This window comes from Halorientalis brevis (genome assembly GCF_023077655.1).
The window spans coordinates 629,176-643,558 of record NZ_JALLGV010000001.1 but is presented as its reverse complement, the minus strand read 5'-3'; the positions used below and the strand labels follow the sequence as shown (position 1 = coordinate 643,558).

The window sequence follows — 14,383 nt, the reverse complement described above, 5'->3', positions numbered from 1 at the left end:
CCGTTTCGTCAGCCCAGCAGCGCGTTCAGGAGCCGCGATTCGACCTTCCGGAGGATTTCGCCGACGGTGCCGGGTGCGACGTTCACTTCGTCGGCGATGTCGTCGTACGTGACCTTCCGCGGCGTGTCGTAGTACCCCATCTCGACGGCGATCTGGGCGACCTCGCGCTGGCGGTCGGTGAGTCGCGTCAGCAGTCGCTCGTTCTCGGGCGCGTAGTCGCCGAGTTTCTCGAGTTCGACCGTGATCCCGTCCGGGACGGCAGCCATCGCCTCGCGAATCTGCGCTTCGTCGCCGACGGTCGTCAGGCGGATGCTCCCGTCGCCGACGAACTCGATTGGGAAGTCCGGGACGACCTCGAACTTCTGGGGAATCTCGAGCAGTCCCTGCAGCATCTCGTTTGCCTCGACGTGGGCGTAGGTGATGATGCGGTCCTGCATCGGCGAGATCTGGTACGTGATGAGCTCCGGCATGTGTTCGGCGGCGAACTCGATGACTTCGCGGTCGCCGCTGAGTTCGTACATCGTCGTCACCGTCCCGTCGTCGAGCAGTTGCATCTGGAGGATGCGCTCGTTCTCGATGCCCGGTGCCTGCTGGATCCGCCGTTCGATCGGATGGAACCACCCCCGGTCCGGCGTCAGTTGCCCCTCCACGTATCGCATGTACTCACAAATGAATTTCAAACTGCTTAGATGTTGGGGCCACCCAGTTTGCCGCGACAGGTTTCCTGACTCGCCAGCGCTGGATGCGGAACCTCCCCAGACAAAACGTGGCTGAAGTGTGCTTCTACGCACTCGCGACAGCCATGGCCGTGCCACGACACTGCTCAGCGCTCGTCTCGGTCGTGCCACGTTCGATAACTCGCGTCAGAAACCGGACAAACTGTTCTCACCCACGCACTTCGTCGGCGACGCGCGAGACGAACGGCAGAGGGTCGTCCAAATCCAGAAGATCGAAGCGGTGATCCCCGATAATTGACCTGGTTATTTCCCATCCCGAAGATGACACCGAGGGAGGGTCACACAACGGGTGGTCCTCCGTCAGCACACTCTGGATATACGACAGTTCGCCCGGTAAATAGTGCGACGCAATCCCGGGCTCTGGCGATGGAATCGACTGTCGTGAGTCGTTCTGTGTCATCCGCCAATAATAGAGGGGAAAATCAAAGCCTGCGTGAATCTCCATTTGGATGGTGGCCCAGAAACGGGGATTGATCTCCAGAAGTTTGTACTCTCCAGAATTGTCGTCCCGGATGATATCGATATCGGCAGGGCCGTGCCAATCGAGCTGTGTGAGTAATCGGCGTCCGAGCTCTTCGAGTTCGCGGATATCTACTGATTCGTGATAGACACTTGGGCCGCAGTAGTATTTCTTTCCGCGGATGATCCGTTTCTGGGTTTCGACGACCGGTTCGCCGTCGTCGTACAACACACCGAGCGAAAACTCGGTTCCATCCACGAACTGCTGAACGTGGGGGTTGTGTTTGAATTCAGATCGGAGCCGCTCCTTATCCGGTCGCTCGTCCGGTTTGAGAAACGTCGCACTTCTCGGTTCGATGATCCCTTCGGCCGCGCTATCCGAGAGGTAATCGCCCGTCAAGAGTGCGTATCGGGACTTGACAACGAGCCGTCGTCCCCAGTCGTCGACATCGTCGAGCGTGTTCGTTTCTGGGACGGGGACGCTGGCCTTTCGAGCTGCATCGAACAACTTCTCTCGGTCGTGGACAGTCCGTAACGTCTCGAACGACGGCCAAGGAGTCGCAATGTGCTCTGCAAACTCTTGCCGGTATTTCGAGAGCACGTAGATGTCCTCTTCCCGGAGTGGCACAATCGTCTCGACGTCGGGACGCATTGCGAGGGCTAACAGCGCCTCTTTGTAGCCGGTGATGTCTTCCTTGGGATCGCTCACCAATACGGTTTCATCACAGTAGCGAGATCGGAACGAGGGGGCAGTCTCGGTCTCCGAGACGGCGATCGTTCGTATGCCGCGGCGACCGAGCGAGCGATGAAACGCAACCGAACTCGCCGCCGACGCCGCCGGAACTACTATCGAAGCTTTCTCCATGTTTATTCGCCCTTCGATAGACTCGCTCTCTCTTTGGTAATTACAGCTTATCCAGGGTTCGTTGAAAAAATACGTCTCGTAGCGTGGTTTGCATACTTGTCCACGTGTTCGGCCGCAGCTGCTCCTGTAGTGCCAAAATCAGTTCTTACACCAGTCGTTTGACCCGACCCGAATCTCGGATAATGGGGAACGTATTCTTCGGTCCCTCTAGATCAGGAGTGGCCCCGCTTCGACGCGCTGATTCTGCGTGACGGCCCCACTATTGCCGTGATGGTATCTGCTGCCTATGTGCCCTCTATGTCGCAGATGAGATGAGAAGTGATTCGTGCACAGGGAAACGCCCTCTTCAGATTATACTTGCGGCACGACTGGTTGTCACTCCTCGGTCGACTCGTCGACGAGGTCGCTCGCCACGCCGACGTATCCGGCTGGCGTCAACGCGTGGAGTTCCTCGCGCACGTCCTCGCGCACGTCGAGGTCGTCGAACAGATCGCGGAAGTCCTCGATGGTGACGCGCTGGCCGCGCGTCAGCGCCTTCACCCGCTCGTAGGCGTCGTCGTGCCCCTCCCGTCGGAGGATGGTCTGGACCGCCTCGCCGATGATCTCGGGCGTGTCCTCCAGTTCGTCGCGCATGACGTGCTCGTTGGGGACGACCTTCCCGAGGCCCTTCTGGCACTTCTGGTAGCCGATGAGACAGTGCGAGAGGGCTGCGCCGATATTGCGCTTGACCGTCGAGTCCGAGAGGTCGCGCTGGAGACGGGACGTCGTCACGTAGTCGCCGAGGAAGACGAGATCGGAGTTGGCCTTCGAGAGGTTCCCTTCGCTGTTCTCGAAGTCGATGGGGTTGACCTTGTGGGGCATCGTCGAGGAGCCGGTCTCGCCCTCGACGGTCTCCTGGCCGAGGTAGCGGTCGGAGACGTACAGCCACATGTCCAGGTCCAGGTCGAGCAGGACGTTGTTCGCCCCGCGGAGCGCGTCGAACAGCTCCGCCAGGTCGTCACAGGGATTGACCTGCGTCGTGACTGAGGCGTGTTCGAGGCCGAGACGGTCGACGAACTCGGCGGCGAACGCTTGCCAGTCCACGTCGGGATAGGCGGCGTGGTGAGCGGCGTAGGTACCGCTCGCACCGGCGAGTTTGCCTTCGATGCCGTCGATGGCGTCCTGCACCCGACCGAGGGCCCGGCCCAGACGCGCAGCGTAGACGGCCAGTTCCTTCCCGAAGGTCGTGGGGGTCGCCGGCTGGCCGTGCGTGCGGGCGAGCATCGGGAGGTCCCGGTGTGCCTGTGCCATCTCGGTGAGCGTGTCGCGCAGGTCCCGGAGTTCGGGGACGACGACTTCCGCGGCCGCGGGCTTGACGAGCAGCCGGTAGGCGAGGTTGTTGACGTCCTCGCTGGTGAGGCCGAAGTGAATCCACTGGCTCGCGTCAAGTCCGTCGGGGAGGTGCTCGCGGACGAAGTACTCGATGGCCTTGACGTCGTGGTTGGTCGCCGAGTAGTCCTTCCAGCCCTGAGTTTCGAGCTGTTTGACGATCTCGGCGTCTTCGACGTCGAACGACTCGTAGAGCCCCCGGAGGTGGTCGCGCTGGGCGTCGTCGATCTGTAGCGGCGTGGCGTCGAGGTCGGCGAGCGCGATGAGGTACTCGACTTCGACCTGCGTGCGTGCGCGCATGAGCGCCCGCTCGCTGGCGTAGGGAACGAGTGGTTCCGTGTACCGGGCGTAGCGCCCGTCCAGTGGCGAGACTGCGTCGAGCGAACTCCGATCAGTCATACGTCTCGATGGGCACAGGAGGCGAAAAAGAGTATCGAAGGGCCGGACGCGTTGGTTCGCTCGCGCGACCCTCTCAGCCGTCGGGTGAGTGCGTCGCCGTCGGGTCGAGGAAGGTGTCGACCGCGGATCTGACGGTCTCGCGCTCGCTCGTCGCGATGACGAGATCGTTCTCCTGATCGTACGAGACGAGGTCTGCCTCCTCTAACTGCGGGATGTGTTGGTGATACAGCGAGAGGTAGGTCCGCGTCACGGTCTCGGGTTCGATGTTCTGAATGGACGTCTCGGTCTGCTGGGCAGTCACCTCCTCGGCGACGTCGGCCAGCGTGAGCTCGGTTCCGTGTTCCCACAGGCACTGGAGGACGCGCCGACGATGCACGTGCGAGAGCGCGAGAAACAACGCTCCGAGATCCGTCTCGTCTGACTGTGGGGGATCGTCGTCACGATGCATTGGTTTAGATCTATCCTCCACAAGGAAGAGACCACTCTTTCGTCGTCGAGACGGGCGACGCCTGCGCGTCGCCCCGAGCGACCCGTTTCATGTTCTGTGGCGGGCGTCCTATCGGAGGCGCCGGTACACGCGCAGCAGTGCCGAGACGGCGACGCCGAGGCCCGGAACGCGGCTCGAGAGTGCTGCAGCACCGAGCAGCATCGCCCCGCTTTTCGGTCGTCCGCGTGCGAACTCCATCGCCGCGTCGACGATTGTCGAGACGATTCCGACGTCCGTGAGCGTGTTCTGATTGAGATGAACCACGCTCGGTGTTGGACGCCACGGGTGAATAACAGACGGCCTGCACCTGCAGGGGACTCTCCCTGGCGAAACGCATCGGTTTCGCCCCACGTATGTCTGCGAGAGTGCATTACAGGGCTTGCGATCTGCCACTCTCGCACAACGCTGTTAAGACTGCCAGCATAAATGGAAACAATGATAAGGAAGCAACCACGAATTCCCGTCGGGGCGACCACACACCCCCAATCGAGCACTTTCCCTCTCACACCCGTCCCTCTCCCCACACCGCTTTTGACGCGACGTTGTTTCGAGAGCTGCTGCGCTGTCGTGGTCGTCGCGTGGGTACTGCATTCCTAGGCGATTCGCAACGCATTTGCGCCCGGCACGCTCCCCTCCGGGTATGAAGGTAGCGGGACTGGCCAGTAACCGCGGTCGCAATCTCATGAACGTTCACGACCTGGCACCCGGCGGGGCCGAACTCGCCGTCGTCCTCACGAACTCGGAGGACGCCCCGGTCGTCGAGAAAGCCGAGAAGCGGGGGATTCCCACCGAAACCGTCGTCCAGGGCGACGACGAGAGTCGCCGCGACCACGAACAGCGCGTCGTCGACGCGCTCGACGCGTACGACTTCGATCTCGTCTGTCTCGACGGGTACATGCGCGTCCTCTCGGAGACGTTCCTCGACCCGATGCCGACGACGCTGAACGTCCACCCGTCGCTGCTCCCGTCGTTCCCCGGGATGGACGCCTGGGGCGACGCCCTGGAGTACGGCGTCGACGTAGTGGGGTGTACCGTCCACGCAGTCACGAACGCCGTCGACGACGACGGCTCGCTCATCGAGGACGAGGTCGACGGCGGCCCCGTCGTCACGCAGGAGCCGATCCCGGTGTACGAGGGCGACACCACGGAGGACCTCCAGGACCGCGTGCTGTACCAGGGCGAAATGAAGGCCTACCCGCGAGCCGTTCGCTGGTTCGCGGAGGGCCGCGTCGACGTCGACTGGGAGAACAACGACGTTTCCGTCGAGGGCGACGAGGGCGGCGACCTCCCGCAGCGTCGCATCACGAGCGAGGACCGCCACGCCGACCTGCGCTACGGGGAGAACCCACACCAGGACGCCGCACTGTACGCGGACGTGACCTGTGACGAAGCCAGCGTCGTCCACGCCGACCAGCTGAACGAGGGCGCGAAGGCGCTGTCGTACAACAACTACAACGACGCGAACGGTGCGCTCAATCTCATCAAGGAGTTCGACGAGCCGGCCGCAGCCGTCATCAAACACACCAACCCGGCGGGCTGTGCGACGGCCGACTCCCTGGCCGAGGCCTACGAGCGCGCGCTCTCGACCGACGCCAAGAGCGCGTTCGGTGGCATCGTCGCGCTGAACCGCGAGTGCGACCAGGCCACCGCCGAGCAGATCGTCGACTCGTTCAAGGAGGTCGTCGTCGCGCCGGGCTACACCGACGACGCCCTCGACACGCTGTTCGAGAAGGAGAATCTCCGCGTGCTGGACGTGGACGGCTCCTTCGAGCCCACCGAACCGATGACCGAGAAGGACCTCGTCGGCGGAACGCTCGTCCAGGAACGCGACGACCAGGCCCCGACCACGGAGGACCTGGAAGTCGTCACCGAGCGCGAGCCGACGGACGAACAGCTCGAGGCGATGCAGTTCGCCTGGCAGACCATCAAGCACGTCAAGTCCAACGCGATCCTGTTCGCGAAAGGAACTGAAACGGTGGGCGTGGGCGCCGGGCAGGTCTCCCGCGTCGACGCCGTCGAGATCGCGAAGATGAAAGCGGAGAAAGACGCCGAGGGCAAGTCCGCCGAGGGCGCGGTCATGGCGTCCGACGCGTTCTTCCCGTTCCCGGACGGCATCGAGGCCGCTGCCGAGGCCGGCATCGAGGCGGTCATCCAGCCCGGCGGCTCGGTCAACGACGAGGACGTCATCGAGGCCGCGAACGAACACGACATGGCCATGATGTTCACGGGCAGTCGCTCGTTCCGCCACGACTGAGCGCCGCACCGCCGCTCCGGCGGCGTCATTACGTTTTTCAGACAGGACGTGCAATTAACTGGTAGCCATGGACGAAGCGCTCGAAGTGCTCGAAGTCGCCGAACAGTTCGGGCTCGACGGCGTCGTCTCCTGGGTGCTTCGCGCCGTCGGCTTCCTGCTCGTGCTGGCCGGTCTCGGTCTCTGGTTGTTCACCGACGCCGGCCTGCTCGTGGTGCCGGCAGCCCTGCTAGTCGTCGGCGTCCTGTTGCTGGTCGCCACGGAAGCGCTGTTCGTGCTGGTGGAACTCGTGTAGGTCGTCGGACGAGTTCGACCGTTGAACCGCAGTCTCAAGTATCGGACAGACGTATCAGTGACCGATGGGACTGCTCGGAGAGCTCAAGGGGCCGATTCTCGGCGTCGTTCTATCGACCCTCGCGTTCGCGATCGTCGCGCTGGTCGGCGTGTTCGACGTGCTCGGCGCCCTCGTGAGTCCGGACGCGACGCTCGTGGGGCTCTTGTCGACCGCGATCCCGTACGTGCTGGCCCTGGTCGTCGCCGGCGTCGCAGGACTGGCGGCGGTCGCCTGGGGGCTGTACCGGATCGCGACCGGCGCGGTCGACACCGACAGCCGTCTCGTGCGCAACGAGACGGTCGCGTCCGTCGCGCGACTGCTCGAACGCCAGAACGAGTGGGCGCGACGTCTGCACCTCGCGGAGAAGGTGACGCCGACCGACCGCGAGCGGGCCGAACGGGACGTGGAGCGCCTCAAAGACGACTACGCCGCCGGCCGAATCAGCGAGCCCGAGTTCGAGCGGGAACTCGAACGACGCATCGAGCAGGGACGACTCGACGAGACGCAGGCCTCCCGCGAACGCGACCGCGGTTCGTACGAGTACGACCGGTCGTGAGTCGGCCGCGGTGATCTGGGTGTGCGTGGCCAAGAGATATGAGTGCGACTGGCATATCGTTGCGCATGGGTCTCTCGACACTCACGAGCCGTTTCCCGGCCGCACTCCGCGATCGCCTGCCCGGCCGTCTCGGGGGGCGACAGGACGCACCACCGGAGACGACGCCCGACGTTCCGCCGGACGAGCAGGTCGGGACGCCGGACACCGGGTCCGAACCGACCGCTGATGGGGACGAGACGGAGTCCTCGACGGGTGAGAAACTCCGCAAGGCGACGACGCTGCTCACCTTCGCGGGGCTCGGAGTGGCCGCGCTGGGCGCTCTCGGACGGGTACTCGTCGACCGCCGGAGCAGTGACGATGCGGACGAAGCGCAGGAAACAGAGACTGAACCGGAGCAAGCGATCGACGTGGACGCGGCGACGATCGAAGCCGACGAGGTGACCGTCGAGACCGAGACGGAACTGGACGCCACCGTCGAACGCGATACCGACACTGACGCGTCCGGAGCCGGCGCGGCCTCGACGGAGGAACCGAGCCGGTTGTCCCGCGCGCGGGCGACGACGGCGGAGTATCCCCGGATCGCACCGCTCGTCGGAATGGTTGCGCTCGTCGGGATGAAGCTGTTCGTCGACCGGCTCGACGGTGACGTCGTCAGGTCGTAGCTACGGCGGGCCGCCGTACCCCTCCCAGAGGCTGGTCCCTTCCGACTCGTAGTGGTGGACGAGCTCTCTGAGGAACGTTTCGCGCGATTCGTCCTCCGAGAGGTGGCGATCGACCTCTTCGAGGAACTCCTCGCTCACCTCGATGGTGGGACTCATGCGCAGGGATTGGATTCCCACAGGCAAAAGCGACTGGGCGAAACAGATCGTGTCTCTTTCTGCTGGGTGCTGTGACGACGACGGTGACGAACGACGAGAGTGAGTTCGCTGTGGTGTTGGGAAGTCGGGGTCACTTGTACGCCGAGTGGCCGGTGAGTTCCTTGCCGACGATGAGCTTCTGGATCTCTGTGGTGCCGTCGGGGATGGGCATTACGCGCGCGTCTCGGAAGTACCGCTCCAGGCGGTTCTCGGTCTTGAGCCCTTCGCCGCCGTGGATCTGGATCGCGTCGGAGGTCGCTTCGACGGCTTTCTCGGCGGTGTACCCCTTCGCCATCGAGGACACGAGGCGAGCGTCTTCGGACCCGCGTTCGAGCGCTTCGAGCGCGCGGCGCGAGAGCTGTCGTGACGTTTCGAGATTCACGCGGATGTCGTACAGTTTCTCCTGGACGAGCTGGTGTTCGGCGATGGGTTTGCCGAACGTCGAGCGCTCGGTGACGTAGTCGACGGTCTCGTCGAAGGCGGCCTGCATGATGCCGACCGACATGTACGCCATCCCGGTGCGCATGAACGAGAACGTCGCGTTGAGCGCCTTCTGCTCGAAGAACAACTCGGCGACGGATTCGGGGAACGGCACCACGTCGGTCAGGTGATTGCCGTCGCGGAGCGCCGACCCGATGATCGCCGAGAGCTTGTTCTCTGCGGGCACGCGCACGCCGTCTAAGTACATCCGGCCGTTGTTGACCGCTTTCCAGCCGAGCTTGTCGAGGGTCTCGGCCTCGTAGTCGGAGTACGCGCGGTCGACCAGGAACATGTCCTGGGCGCCGCTCTCCTCGTCTTCGGCGACGACCAGCGAGACGTCGGCGATGGGTGCGTTGCCGACCCAGGTCTTCTGGCCTTCCAGCACGTACTCGTCGCCCTCTCTCCGGGCGGTCGTCCGCGGGCGGGCGGTGTCGGAGCCGCCCTCGGGTTCGGTGACCGCGAGCGAGCCGATGCACTCGCCGGTCTGGAGTTTCGAGAGCTGGTTCTCCTGAGTCACCTCGGCGGCGTACTCGACGAACACGGCCGGGAAGCTCATCAGGAGGCCGACGTTGAGACTGGGCCAGACGTAGCTGATCTCCTCGGAGACGATGGCGAAGCGGCGCAGGTCGCCGAAGAACTGCTGGGCGGTCTCGGGGTCGAAGCCGACGCCGAGTTCCCGGAGGTCCTTGACGTACGTCACCATCTCCTCGCGCGTGAACGGCTCCTGGTCAGCCTCGTCGACGACCGGCTCGACCTCGCGTTCGAGATAGCTGCGCAGCTCGTCCCGGAACGCCGTCTGGGACTCAGTCAGCTGCATGCTGGTTCGGGACCGAGTCAGTGATTTCTCCCATTACGGACGCCAGTTGCGTGCCCTTCTGGACGGACCCGTCGAGTTCGTACTCCTGGGTCATGAACCCCTGAATGGGGTCGGTGCCGCCGGTGATGAGCGCCGTCAGCGTGTCGGCGGGACCCGTCAGGACCAGGTCCGGGTCGTCTGCCAGCCCGGCGCCTCCGGTGACCGTCTCCTCGCTGGCGTCGACCTGCAGGTGGCCCGCCATCGGGCAGTCGTCGGCCTCGAAGTTCGCCACGATGTCGGTCGTGATCTGTTCCTGGATGCTGGGTTCGTTCTCGACGAGGAGGTTCACACCGGTCCACAGGAGGTCCTGGAACTGGTCGGCCGCCTCGGGTTCGTCGGCGTAGAAGCTCTCGATGTCGATCGCCTCCATCCGGCCGACGACGCGCGAGAACACCTCCGGGTTGTCGGCGATCAAGCTGCGTTCCTGGCCTGCGATCTCGTCGAGCAGTCCGGGAAGGTCCTCCTTCAACTGGGCTTCGTCCTTCTCGAGCGATGCGTCGATCCGGTTTACGAGTTCGTCCGTCATCGTTGTCCCATTCCCCACCGAGCCACCCCGCTGGTGGCCGATGGCTACCAGTTCGTTGTACGGGAACGGCCCTGAGCGTACTCCGTCGGATGTGAGGTGGTTTTATATACAACATCGAGACCCCGTAGAAAAGGAGGGCACCGGTTGATTTCGTGTCTGTCTGGCGGTTTCAGTAGCGACCGCTGACCGACCGGGAAGACTGGCCATGATTTCTGGGTGTGGGACAGACCCCCGTCCAGTCGGTTTCGAAGCGCCTATACGCGCTTCATCGAAGGAGGAAGCGAGCATCCTTCCGAGGACAACCATGGACGACGAGTTACCCGACGACACGACAGCGTTCTTCCAGATGGCCCGGGATTTCCCGGTCAGGACTGGCATCTTTACGTTCGGCCTTCCCGTGTTCGCGCTCTTGCAGTTGGTCAACGGGTACGTGCATCAGGGATCGCTCGCCCTTATCGGCGCGTTCGTCGTGCTGATGGTGCTCTTTTCTGCCCAGCTTACCAGGTACCAACTCGCCACGTACCGGCGACGGCAACTCGGCGAGCGGTGGTTCGGAAAATAAACGTCGGTGGACCGTGGCAGGCGGTGTCAGCCGGCGACTTCGCGGACTTCCTCACGCTGGTCGCGCACCTCGTAGGCGCTGTAGGCGCCGAGGACGAACGCGATCAGGCCGACGACGATGTCGTTCCAGAACCCGAGCGGGTTCGCCGTCTCGGTGAGTCCGAAATCGGCACCGAAGATGAACGGTGCTGCGATGAGCCACAGCCCGACTAACGCCGCGAGCACTGCTGCGGACATGCTGCCCACTCGCTCGCTCGCCCGCCGGGAGTAGTTGTATCCGCCGACGATCAACAGGAGCGCGCCGACGATGATGTCGTTCCAGAACTGTGACGCGACGAGGTCGAACAGGAACGCCTCGACGATCAGCCAGGCCCCGAGCAGGGCGATGACCGCCGACAGCCACTTGCCGCTCTCGGACGGATTCGGGTTGTACTCGGTGTCTACCTCGTGTTCTCTGGTTTCTCCTGCCATGTGCGGCAGTACGTTCGTGGGTCCGAAGTGGTCACTGCCTCCACTTGCAAGGCCGATCCGACTGGCGCGCTGCTCACCGTCACACCACCCTGCGTCTGCGTGCACTAACGCGGCGTCCGGCCGACCAAGCCGCGGAGTCAGTCCGCCATCATCCGACGCAGGCCGAGACACCAGCAGCCCTACCGTTCGACGACGGCGTCCCTGCCGCATTCGTCGCACTCCTCGCGTGCGGCGAAGTACAGGTGGTCACACGCCGTGCACTGGTGTGTGGCTTCGTCCGCCTTCGCGCTGTCCACGTCCCGTTTGAACTCCTCGACCTTCCGCCCGAGATTATTGAAAAACCCCATCGGTGGAAAGAACGTCGCGACCCTGGATAAAGATTGACCGTCTCCGGGCCGCCGCTGCGCGGACGCGACGGTTGGGTCAGACAGCGACCAGTCCGGGAAACGGCCGCTTCCCGGTTAGAAGAGGAATCGCTTGTCCGTCTCGGAGGCGATGTCGGTCATCAGCAGAGCGGCGTCGGAGTACTGTAGGATCTTCTGCATGTCGCCGTCGAGTTCGAGTTCGCCGGACATGATCCCCTCGACGACGTCCAGTTCGCCCGTGACCAGACGGACCCACTGCTCGTACTCGCCGGTGAGGACGAAGCCCTTGTCCCGCTCGTCGAGTTCCATCAGCGTGTCCGTCCCGGTGCAGTCACCGTCTTCGAGGCCGATCCAGGCGTAGACGTGGCCCTCGTCGGTGACGTTCTCTTCGAGTTCCTCGAGCAACCCATCGAGAATCTCGGGCATGACGCGGCGCAGACCCGGCCACACTTTGTCGGGCGCGTTCTCGATGCGCGTCTCGAGGAGTTCGTTGGCTGCACGTTCTGCCAGCGGTCCCTCGCGCTCTTCGATGCCGTTCTGGACCTCTTCAGGGGCGTCCTCGAGCACGGTATCGAGGACTGAATCGGGCAGTTGGCGGATTCCAGTGTCCAGTGCCGACCAGACTTCCTCGGGCAGGTCACCGACCGTGTTCTCTTCGATGGGCAGGTTGTTGATCTCGAAGACGAAGTCGCCGTTGAATCCCTGTCCCCACCCGGACATCTTCTCGGAGAGCTCCTCGCTCGCGGTCAGGTCCTCCTGGTAGACGTCGAGCCAGGCGGTCGTCGGCCAGTACTCTTCGAGTTCGTACGTTTCCTCTTCCTGTTGTGCACTCATGGTAAATCTCCCCCGTTGTGGCACGCGCGACGGTGTCGAGTCCCCCCAGCCACACGTTCGCGTCGCAACGGGTGTACGAACATAATTTCTCCCACTCGGTTAAGAAATTATCCCTGTGATCTGAGGGTGTTTATATGTGTATTTTATAAGTATCCGTGTTATTCCGGTCTCCTTCTTGAGGCGCCGGCGTATTCGGCCACGATCTCGGCGGCCGTTGTCGTTTCCTACGTGAGAAAGTGCTGGATGGCGCGCTGCTCAAGCGGTGGTTCGGTCAGAAGACGTCCAGATCACCGCCGAACATGTCGCCTTGCGCCTCGGTCTCGATTCGGCAGTCAGACGTCGGATAGGAGACACAGAGCAGCGCGTAGCCGTCGTCTTGCTGCATCGGATCGAGTGCGGTGCCTTCGCTCTGGTCGACCGCGCCCTCCAGGACCTTGCCGACGCAGGACGTACACTGCCCCTGGCGGCAGGAGTACGGGAGGTCGAACCCTGCGTCCTCTGCGGCGTCGAGGATGTACTCGTCGCCTGAGACGGACAGCGAGACCGTCTCGCCGTCGTGGACGAGTTCCACCTCGTGTTCGGCGTCTTCGCCGGTTCCGTCGTCGAACGTTGCACCGCTCATAGTTCCTGGCGGAGTTTGAACACGTCCAGTGCTTCGAGTCGCGGATCGTCGGCCGTGTCGGCGTTCGATCCGACGGCCGCGCCCGCGACGCCCTCGTTGTTCACCCTGCCGGACCCCGAATCGAGGATGTAGGCGACCTCCTCTGAGACGGTTTCCGGGTCCATCCCGAGTTCCTGGGCTGTCTCCTCGACGGCCGCTTCGATCTCCTCGTCCGATGCAGTGAAGTCCGCGCCGTCGATCTCTGTGAGTTTCGTCATGGTCAGTCACCTGCCGCCTGTTTTTTCTCGTAGATGTGGTCGTACTTCTCGATCACTGCGCCGTAGTCGCTGTCTCGCGCCTCCTCCATGGCGTCCGCGGCCGCCTGCATGTAATCGCGCGGCTCCGCGTTGTCCAGGTCGAGCGTGTCGAACAGCATGTCGCCGGCCAGTCGCGCACCGCGGTTGACGAGGTCGTCGAAGTCCACGTCGAGCGGATCGCCCACGTCGCCGGTGATGAAATACCCCGTGTCGGTGATGTAGCCGATGTCCTCGACGGACTGCTCCCAGATGGCGTTCTGGACGCCCTGGTACTCCGGAATCCCCTCGCGCTCTTTCTCGATCAGTTCCTGAAGCAACTCCAGTCCGAATGTGATGTGCCGCCCCTCGTCCGTGCTGATGAACTGAAAGCCCTTGTTCAACAGCGGCAGCGGAGTCTCCTGCATCATGCGGTTCTTCGCGAAGTAGCCGCCGCGGGCGAGGATGCCTTCGACGCCGATGTGATAGTTCGTCGCCGCGCGGGCGATGTCGACGGGATCGCCGCCGTGGGCGGCCTGGGCCTGGAGCGTTCCCTGTCGTTCGAACATCTTCCCGGCACCGCAGGCCTCCGTCCGCGGGATCTGGATGCCTCCGCGACGCGTGTCGAGCTCGTACTGCGGGAACTTGTCGACCATCACGTTCGAGAGGTACAGGTCGAAAAACTGCGTGTGCTTGGCTTCCTCCAGCGCGAGCGCCGAGGCGAACATCTCTTTCTCGATGGACCGGTCGAACCACGGCGAGGACACCGTCGCCATGATGCGGCGGGCGTCCTGTGCGACCGCGTGTTCCCCGTCGATGAAATAAGAGATGATCCGCGCCCACTGCTCTTTCTCGTCGTCTTCCAGCGACTCCCAGACTTCGCGGTCCTCCTCGAATCCGACCTTCTGGACGAGTTTCTCGGCGTCCCAGGTCCCCAACTCGACGGACTTCTGGTACAACTCGTAGTACGTACTCTCCCTGTCGATTCGCCCCGCCCCTAGTTCGGCAGTGCTCTCACTGGCGTCCATGCCTGAACATTGTTACAACGTGCTTCCCATTACAAATAGCTCCCTGCATGTGAGG

At 63.4% G+C, this 14,383-nt stretch carries 19 protein-coding genes; 5 read left to right on the top strand and 14 right to left on the bottom strand.

The annotated features are described in order from the left end of the window. Positions 1-8 precede the first annotated feature (8 nt). From MU553_RS03360 to MU553_RS03340, 5 genes are all read right to left on the bottom strand, one after another. Entirely contained in the window at positions 9-659 is a 651-nt protein-coding gene (locus MU553_RS03360; protein WP_247375595.1) for a helix-turn-helix domain-containing protein, read from the bottom strand. Between the two features lie 226 nt (positions 660-885). Then, positions 886-2,061 carry a carboxylate--amine ligase gene (locus tag MU553_RS03355; protein ID WP_247375592.1) on the bottom strand — a complete coding sequence of 392 codons (1,176 nt, stop codon included), beginning with the start codon at positions 2,059-2,061 and terminating at the stop codon, positions 886-888. A 375-nt stretch (positions 2,062-2,436) separates the two neighbouring features. Beyond that, positions 2,437-3,828 (bottom strand): adenylosuccinate lyase, encoded by a 1,392-nt coding sequence (gene purB / locus MU553_RS03350; protein ID WP_247375584.1) that lies wholly within the window; start codon positions 3,826-3,828, stop codon positions 2,437-2,439. 73 nt (positions 3,829-3,901) lie between these two features. Then, positions 3,902-4,276, bottom strand: a complete 375-nt coding sequence (locus MU553_RS03345) for a helix-turn-helix domain-containing protein (RefSeq protein ID WP_247375576.1) — start codon at positions 4,274-4,276, stop codon at positions 3,902-3,904. Between the two features lie 108 nt (positions 4,277-4,384). Then, a complete protein-coding gene (locus MU553_RS03340) occupies positions 4,385-4,579 on the bottom strand; it encodes a hypothetical protein (RefSeq protein ID WP_247375575.1) in 195 nt (64 codons plus the stop codon). A gap of 376 nt (positions 4,580-4,955) precedes the next feature. Here MU553_RS03340 and purH point away from each other — a divergent pair, with 376 nt between their 5' ends. From purH to MU553_RS03320, 4 genes are all read left to right on the top strand, one after another. Continuing rightward, positions 4,956-6,569: a bifunctional phosphoribosylaminoimidazolecarboxamide formyltransferase/IMP cyclohydrolase gene (gene purH, locus MU553_RS03335; protein ID WP_247375573.1), complete on the top strand. Its 1,614-nt coding sequence runs from the start codon at positions 4,956-4,958 to the stop codon at positions 6,567-6,569. 67 nt (positions 6,570-6,636) lie between these two features. Then, a complete protein-coding gene (locus tag MU553_RS03330) occupies positions 6,637-6,861 on the top strand; it encodes a hypothetical protein (RefSeq protein WP_247375563.1) in 225 nt (74 codons plus the stop codon). Between the two features lie 64 nt (positions 6,862-6,925). Beyond that, positions 6,926-7,456 (top strand): hypothetical protein, encoded by a 531-nt coding sequence (locus MU553_RS03325; RefSeq protein WP_247375561.1) that lies wholly within the window; start codon positions 6,926-6,928, stop codon positions 7,454-7,456. A gap of 65 nt (positions 7,457-7,521) precedes the next feature. Continuing rightward, complete coding sequence (locus MU553_RS03320; RefSeq protein WP_247375559.1) at positions 7,522-8,118, top strand: hypothetical protein; 597 nt, start codon at positions 7,522-7,524, stop codon at positions 8,116-8,118. Here MU553_RS03320 and MU553_RS03315 read toward each other — a convergent pair whose 3' ends face one another. The 3 genes from MU553_RS03315 to MU553_RS03305 all read right to left on the bottom strand — a co-directional run bounded on the left by MU553_RS03315 (position 8,119) and on the right by MU553_RS03305 (position 10,175). Next, positions 8,119-8,274 carry a DUF7557 family protein gene (locus tag MU553_RS03315; RefSeq protein ID WP_247375557.1) on the bottom strand — a complete coding sequence of 52 codons (156 nt, stop codon included), beginning with the start codon at positions 8,272-8,274 and terminating at the stop codon, positions 8,119-8,121. A 130-nt stretch (positions 8,275-8,404) separates the two neighbouring features. Further along, positions 8,405-9,610 carry an acyl-CoA dehydrogenase family protein gene (locus tag MU553_RS03310; protein ID WP_247375555.1) on the bottom strand — a complete coding sequence of 402 codons (1,206 nt, stop codon included), beginning with the start codon at positions 9,608-9,610 and terminating at the stop codon, positions 8,405-8,407. Next, complete coding sequence (locus tag MU553_RS03305; RefSeq protein WP_247375553.1) at positions 9,597-10,175, bottom strand: SCP2 sterol-binding domain-containing protein; 579 nt, start codon at positions 10,173-10,175, stop codon at positions 9,597-9,599. Before MU553_RS03305 ends, MU553_RS03310 begins: the two co-directional genes overlap by 14 nt. Positions 10,176-10,479: 304 nt before the next feature. Here MU553_RS03305 and MU553_RS03300 point away from each other — a divergent pair, with 304 nt between their 5' ends. Next, positions 10,480-10,737: a hypothetical protein gene (locus MU553_RS03300; RefSeq protein WP_247375551.1), complete on the top strand. Its 258-nt coding sequence runs from the start codon at positions 10,480-10,482 to the stop codon at positions 10,735-10,737. Positions 10,738-10,763: 26 nt separating this feature from the next. Here MU553_RS03300 and MU553_RS03295 read toward each other — a convergent pair whose 3' ends face one another. The 6 genes from MU553_RS03295 to MU553_RS03270 all read right to left on the bottom strand — a co-directional run bounded on the left by MU553_RS03295 (position 10,764) and on the right by MU553_RS03270 (position 14,328). Further along, on the bottom strand, positions 10,764-11,207 hold the full coding sequence (locus MU553_RS03295) for an SPW repeat protein (RefSeq protein ID WP_247375549.1): 444 nt from the start codon (positions 11,205-11,207) through the stop codon (positions 10,764-10,766). 179 nt (positions 11,208-11,386) lie between these two features. Further along, on the bottom strand, positions 11,387-11,554 hold the full coding sequence (locus tag MU553_RS03290; RefSeq protein ID WP_247375547.1) for a zinc ribbon domain-containing protein: 168 nt from the start codon (positions 11,552-11,554) through the stop codon (positions 11,387-11,389). Positions 11,555-11,668: 114 nt separating this feature from the next. Beyond that, positions 11,669-12,406 (bottom strand): SCP2 sterol-binding domain-containing protein, encoded by a 738-nt coding sequence (locus tag MU553_RS03285; RefSeq protein WP_247375545.1) that lies wholly within the window; start codon positions 12,404-12,406, stop codon positions 11,669-11,671. Between the two features lie 271 nt (positions 12,407-12,677). After that, entirely contained in the window at positions 12,678-13,028 is a 351-nt protein-coding gene (locus MU553_RS03280) for a 2Fe-2S iron-sulfur cluster-binding protein (RefSeq protein ID WP_247375536.1), read from the bottom strand. Continuing rightward, positions 13,025-13,285, bottom strand: a complete 261-nt coding sequence (locus MU553_RS03275) for a hypothetical protein (protein WP_247375534.1) — start codon at positions 13,283-13,285, stop codon at positions 13,025-13,027. The genes MU553_RS03280 and MU553_RS03275 overlap by 4 nt, the downstream gene beginning before the upstream one ends. 2 nt (positions 13,286-13,287) lie before the next feature. Then, positions 13,288-14,328 (bottom strand): ribonucleotide-diphosphate reductase subunit beta, encoded by a 1,041-nt coding sequence (locus MU553_RS03270; RefSeq protein ID WP_247375532.1) that lies wholly within the window; start codon positions 14,326-14,328, stop codon positions 13,288-13,290. Positions 14,329-14,383: the final 55 nt, after the last annotated feature.

What these genes read in the sequence shown, in the direction of transcription:
- MU553_RS03275 (WP_247375534.1), bottom strand. Translation starts at nt 13,285, where the DNA reads ATGACGAAACTCACAGAGATCGACGGCGCGGACTTCACTGCATCGGAC.
- MU553_RS03270 (WP_247375532.1), bottom strand. Translation starts at nt 14,328, where the DNA reads ATGGACGCCAGTGAGAGCACTGCCGAACTAGGGGCGGGGCGAATCGAC.
- purB (WP_247375584.1), bottom strand. Translation starts at nt 3,828, where the DNA reads ATGACTGATCGGAGTTCGCTCGACGCAGTCTCGCCACTGGACGGGCGC.
- MU553_RS03290 (WP_247375547.1), bottom strand. Translation starts at nt 11,554, where the DNA reads ATGGGGTTTTTCAATAATCTCGGGCGGAAGGTCGAGGAGTTCAAACGG.
- MU553_RS03345 (WP_247375576.1), bottom strand. Translation starts at nt 4,276, where the DNA reads ATGCATCGTGACGACGATCCCCCACAGTCAGACGAGACGGATCTCGGA.
- MU553_RS03315 (WP_247375557.1), bottom strand. Translation starts at nt 8,274, where the DNA reads ATGAGTCCCACCATCGAGGTGAGCGAGGAGTTCCTCGAAGAGGTCGAT.
- MU553_RS03285 (WP_247375545.1), bottom strand. Translation starts at nt 12,406, where the DNA reads ATGAGTGCACAACAGGAAGAGGAAACGTACGAACTCGAAGAGTACTGG.
- purH (WP_247375573.1), top strand. Translation starts at nt 4,956, where the DNA reads ATGAAGGTAGCGGGACTGGCCAGTAACCGCGGTCGCAATCTCATGAAC.
- MU553_RS03320 (WP_247375559.1), top strand. Translation starts at nt 7,522, where the DNA reads ATGGGTCTCTCGACACTCACGAGCCGTTTCCCGGCCGCACTCCGCGAT.
- MU553_RS03280 (WP_247375536.1), bottom strand. Translation starts at nt 13,028, where the DNA reads ATGAGCGGTGCAACGTTCGACGACGGAACCGGCGAAGACGCCGAACAC.
- MU553_RS03360 (WP_247375595.1), bottom strand. Translation starts at nt 659, where the DNA reads ATGCGATACGTGGAGGGGCAACTGACGCCGGACCGGGGGTGGTTCCAT.
- MU553_RS03300 (WP_247375551.1), top strand. Translation starts at nt 10,480, where the DNA reads ATGGACGACGAGTTACCCGACGACACGACAGCGTTCTTCCAGATGGCC.
- MU553_RS03355 (WP_247375592.1), bottom strand. Translation starts at nt 2,061, where the DNA reads ATGGAGAAAGCTTCGATAGTAGTTCCGGCGGCGTCGGCGGCGAGTTCG.
- MU553_RS03330 (WP_247375563.1), top strand. Translation starts at nt 6,637, where the DNA reads ATGGACGAAGCGCTCGAAGTGCTCGAAGTCGCCGAACAGTTCGGGCTC.
- MU553_RS03325 (WP_247375561.1), top strand. Translation starts at nt 6,926, where the DNA reads ATGGGACTGCTCGGAGAGCTCAAGGGGCCGATTCTCGGCGTCGTTCTA.
- MU553_RS03295 (WP_247375549.1), bottom strand. Translation starts at nt 11,207, where the DNA reads ATGGCAGGAGAAACCAGAGAACACGAGGTAGACACCGAGTACAACCCG.
- MU553_RS03310 (WP_247375555.1), bottom strand. Translation starts at nt 9,610, where the DNA reads ATGCAGCTGACTGAGTCCCAGACGGCGTTCCGGGACGAGCTGCGCAGC.
- MU553_RS03305 (WP_247375553.1), bottom strand. Translation starts at nt 10,175, where the DNA reads ATGACGGACGAACTCGTAAACCGGATCGACGCATCGCTCGAGAAGGAC.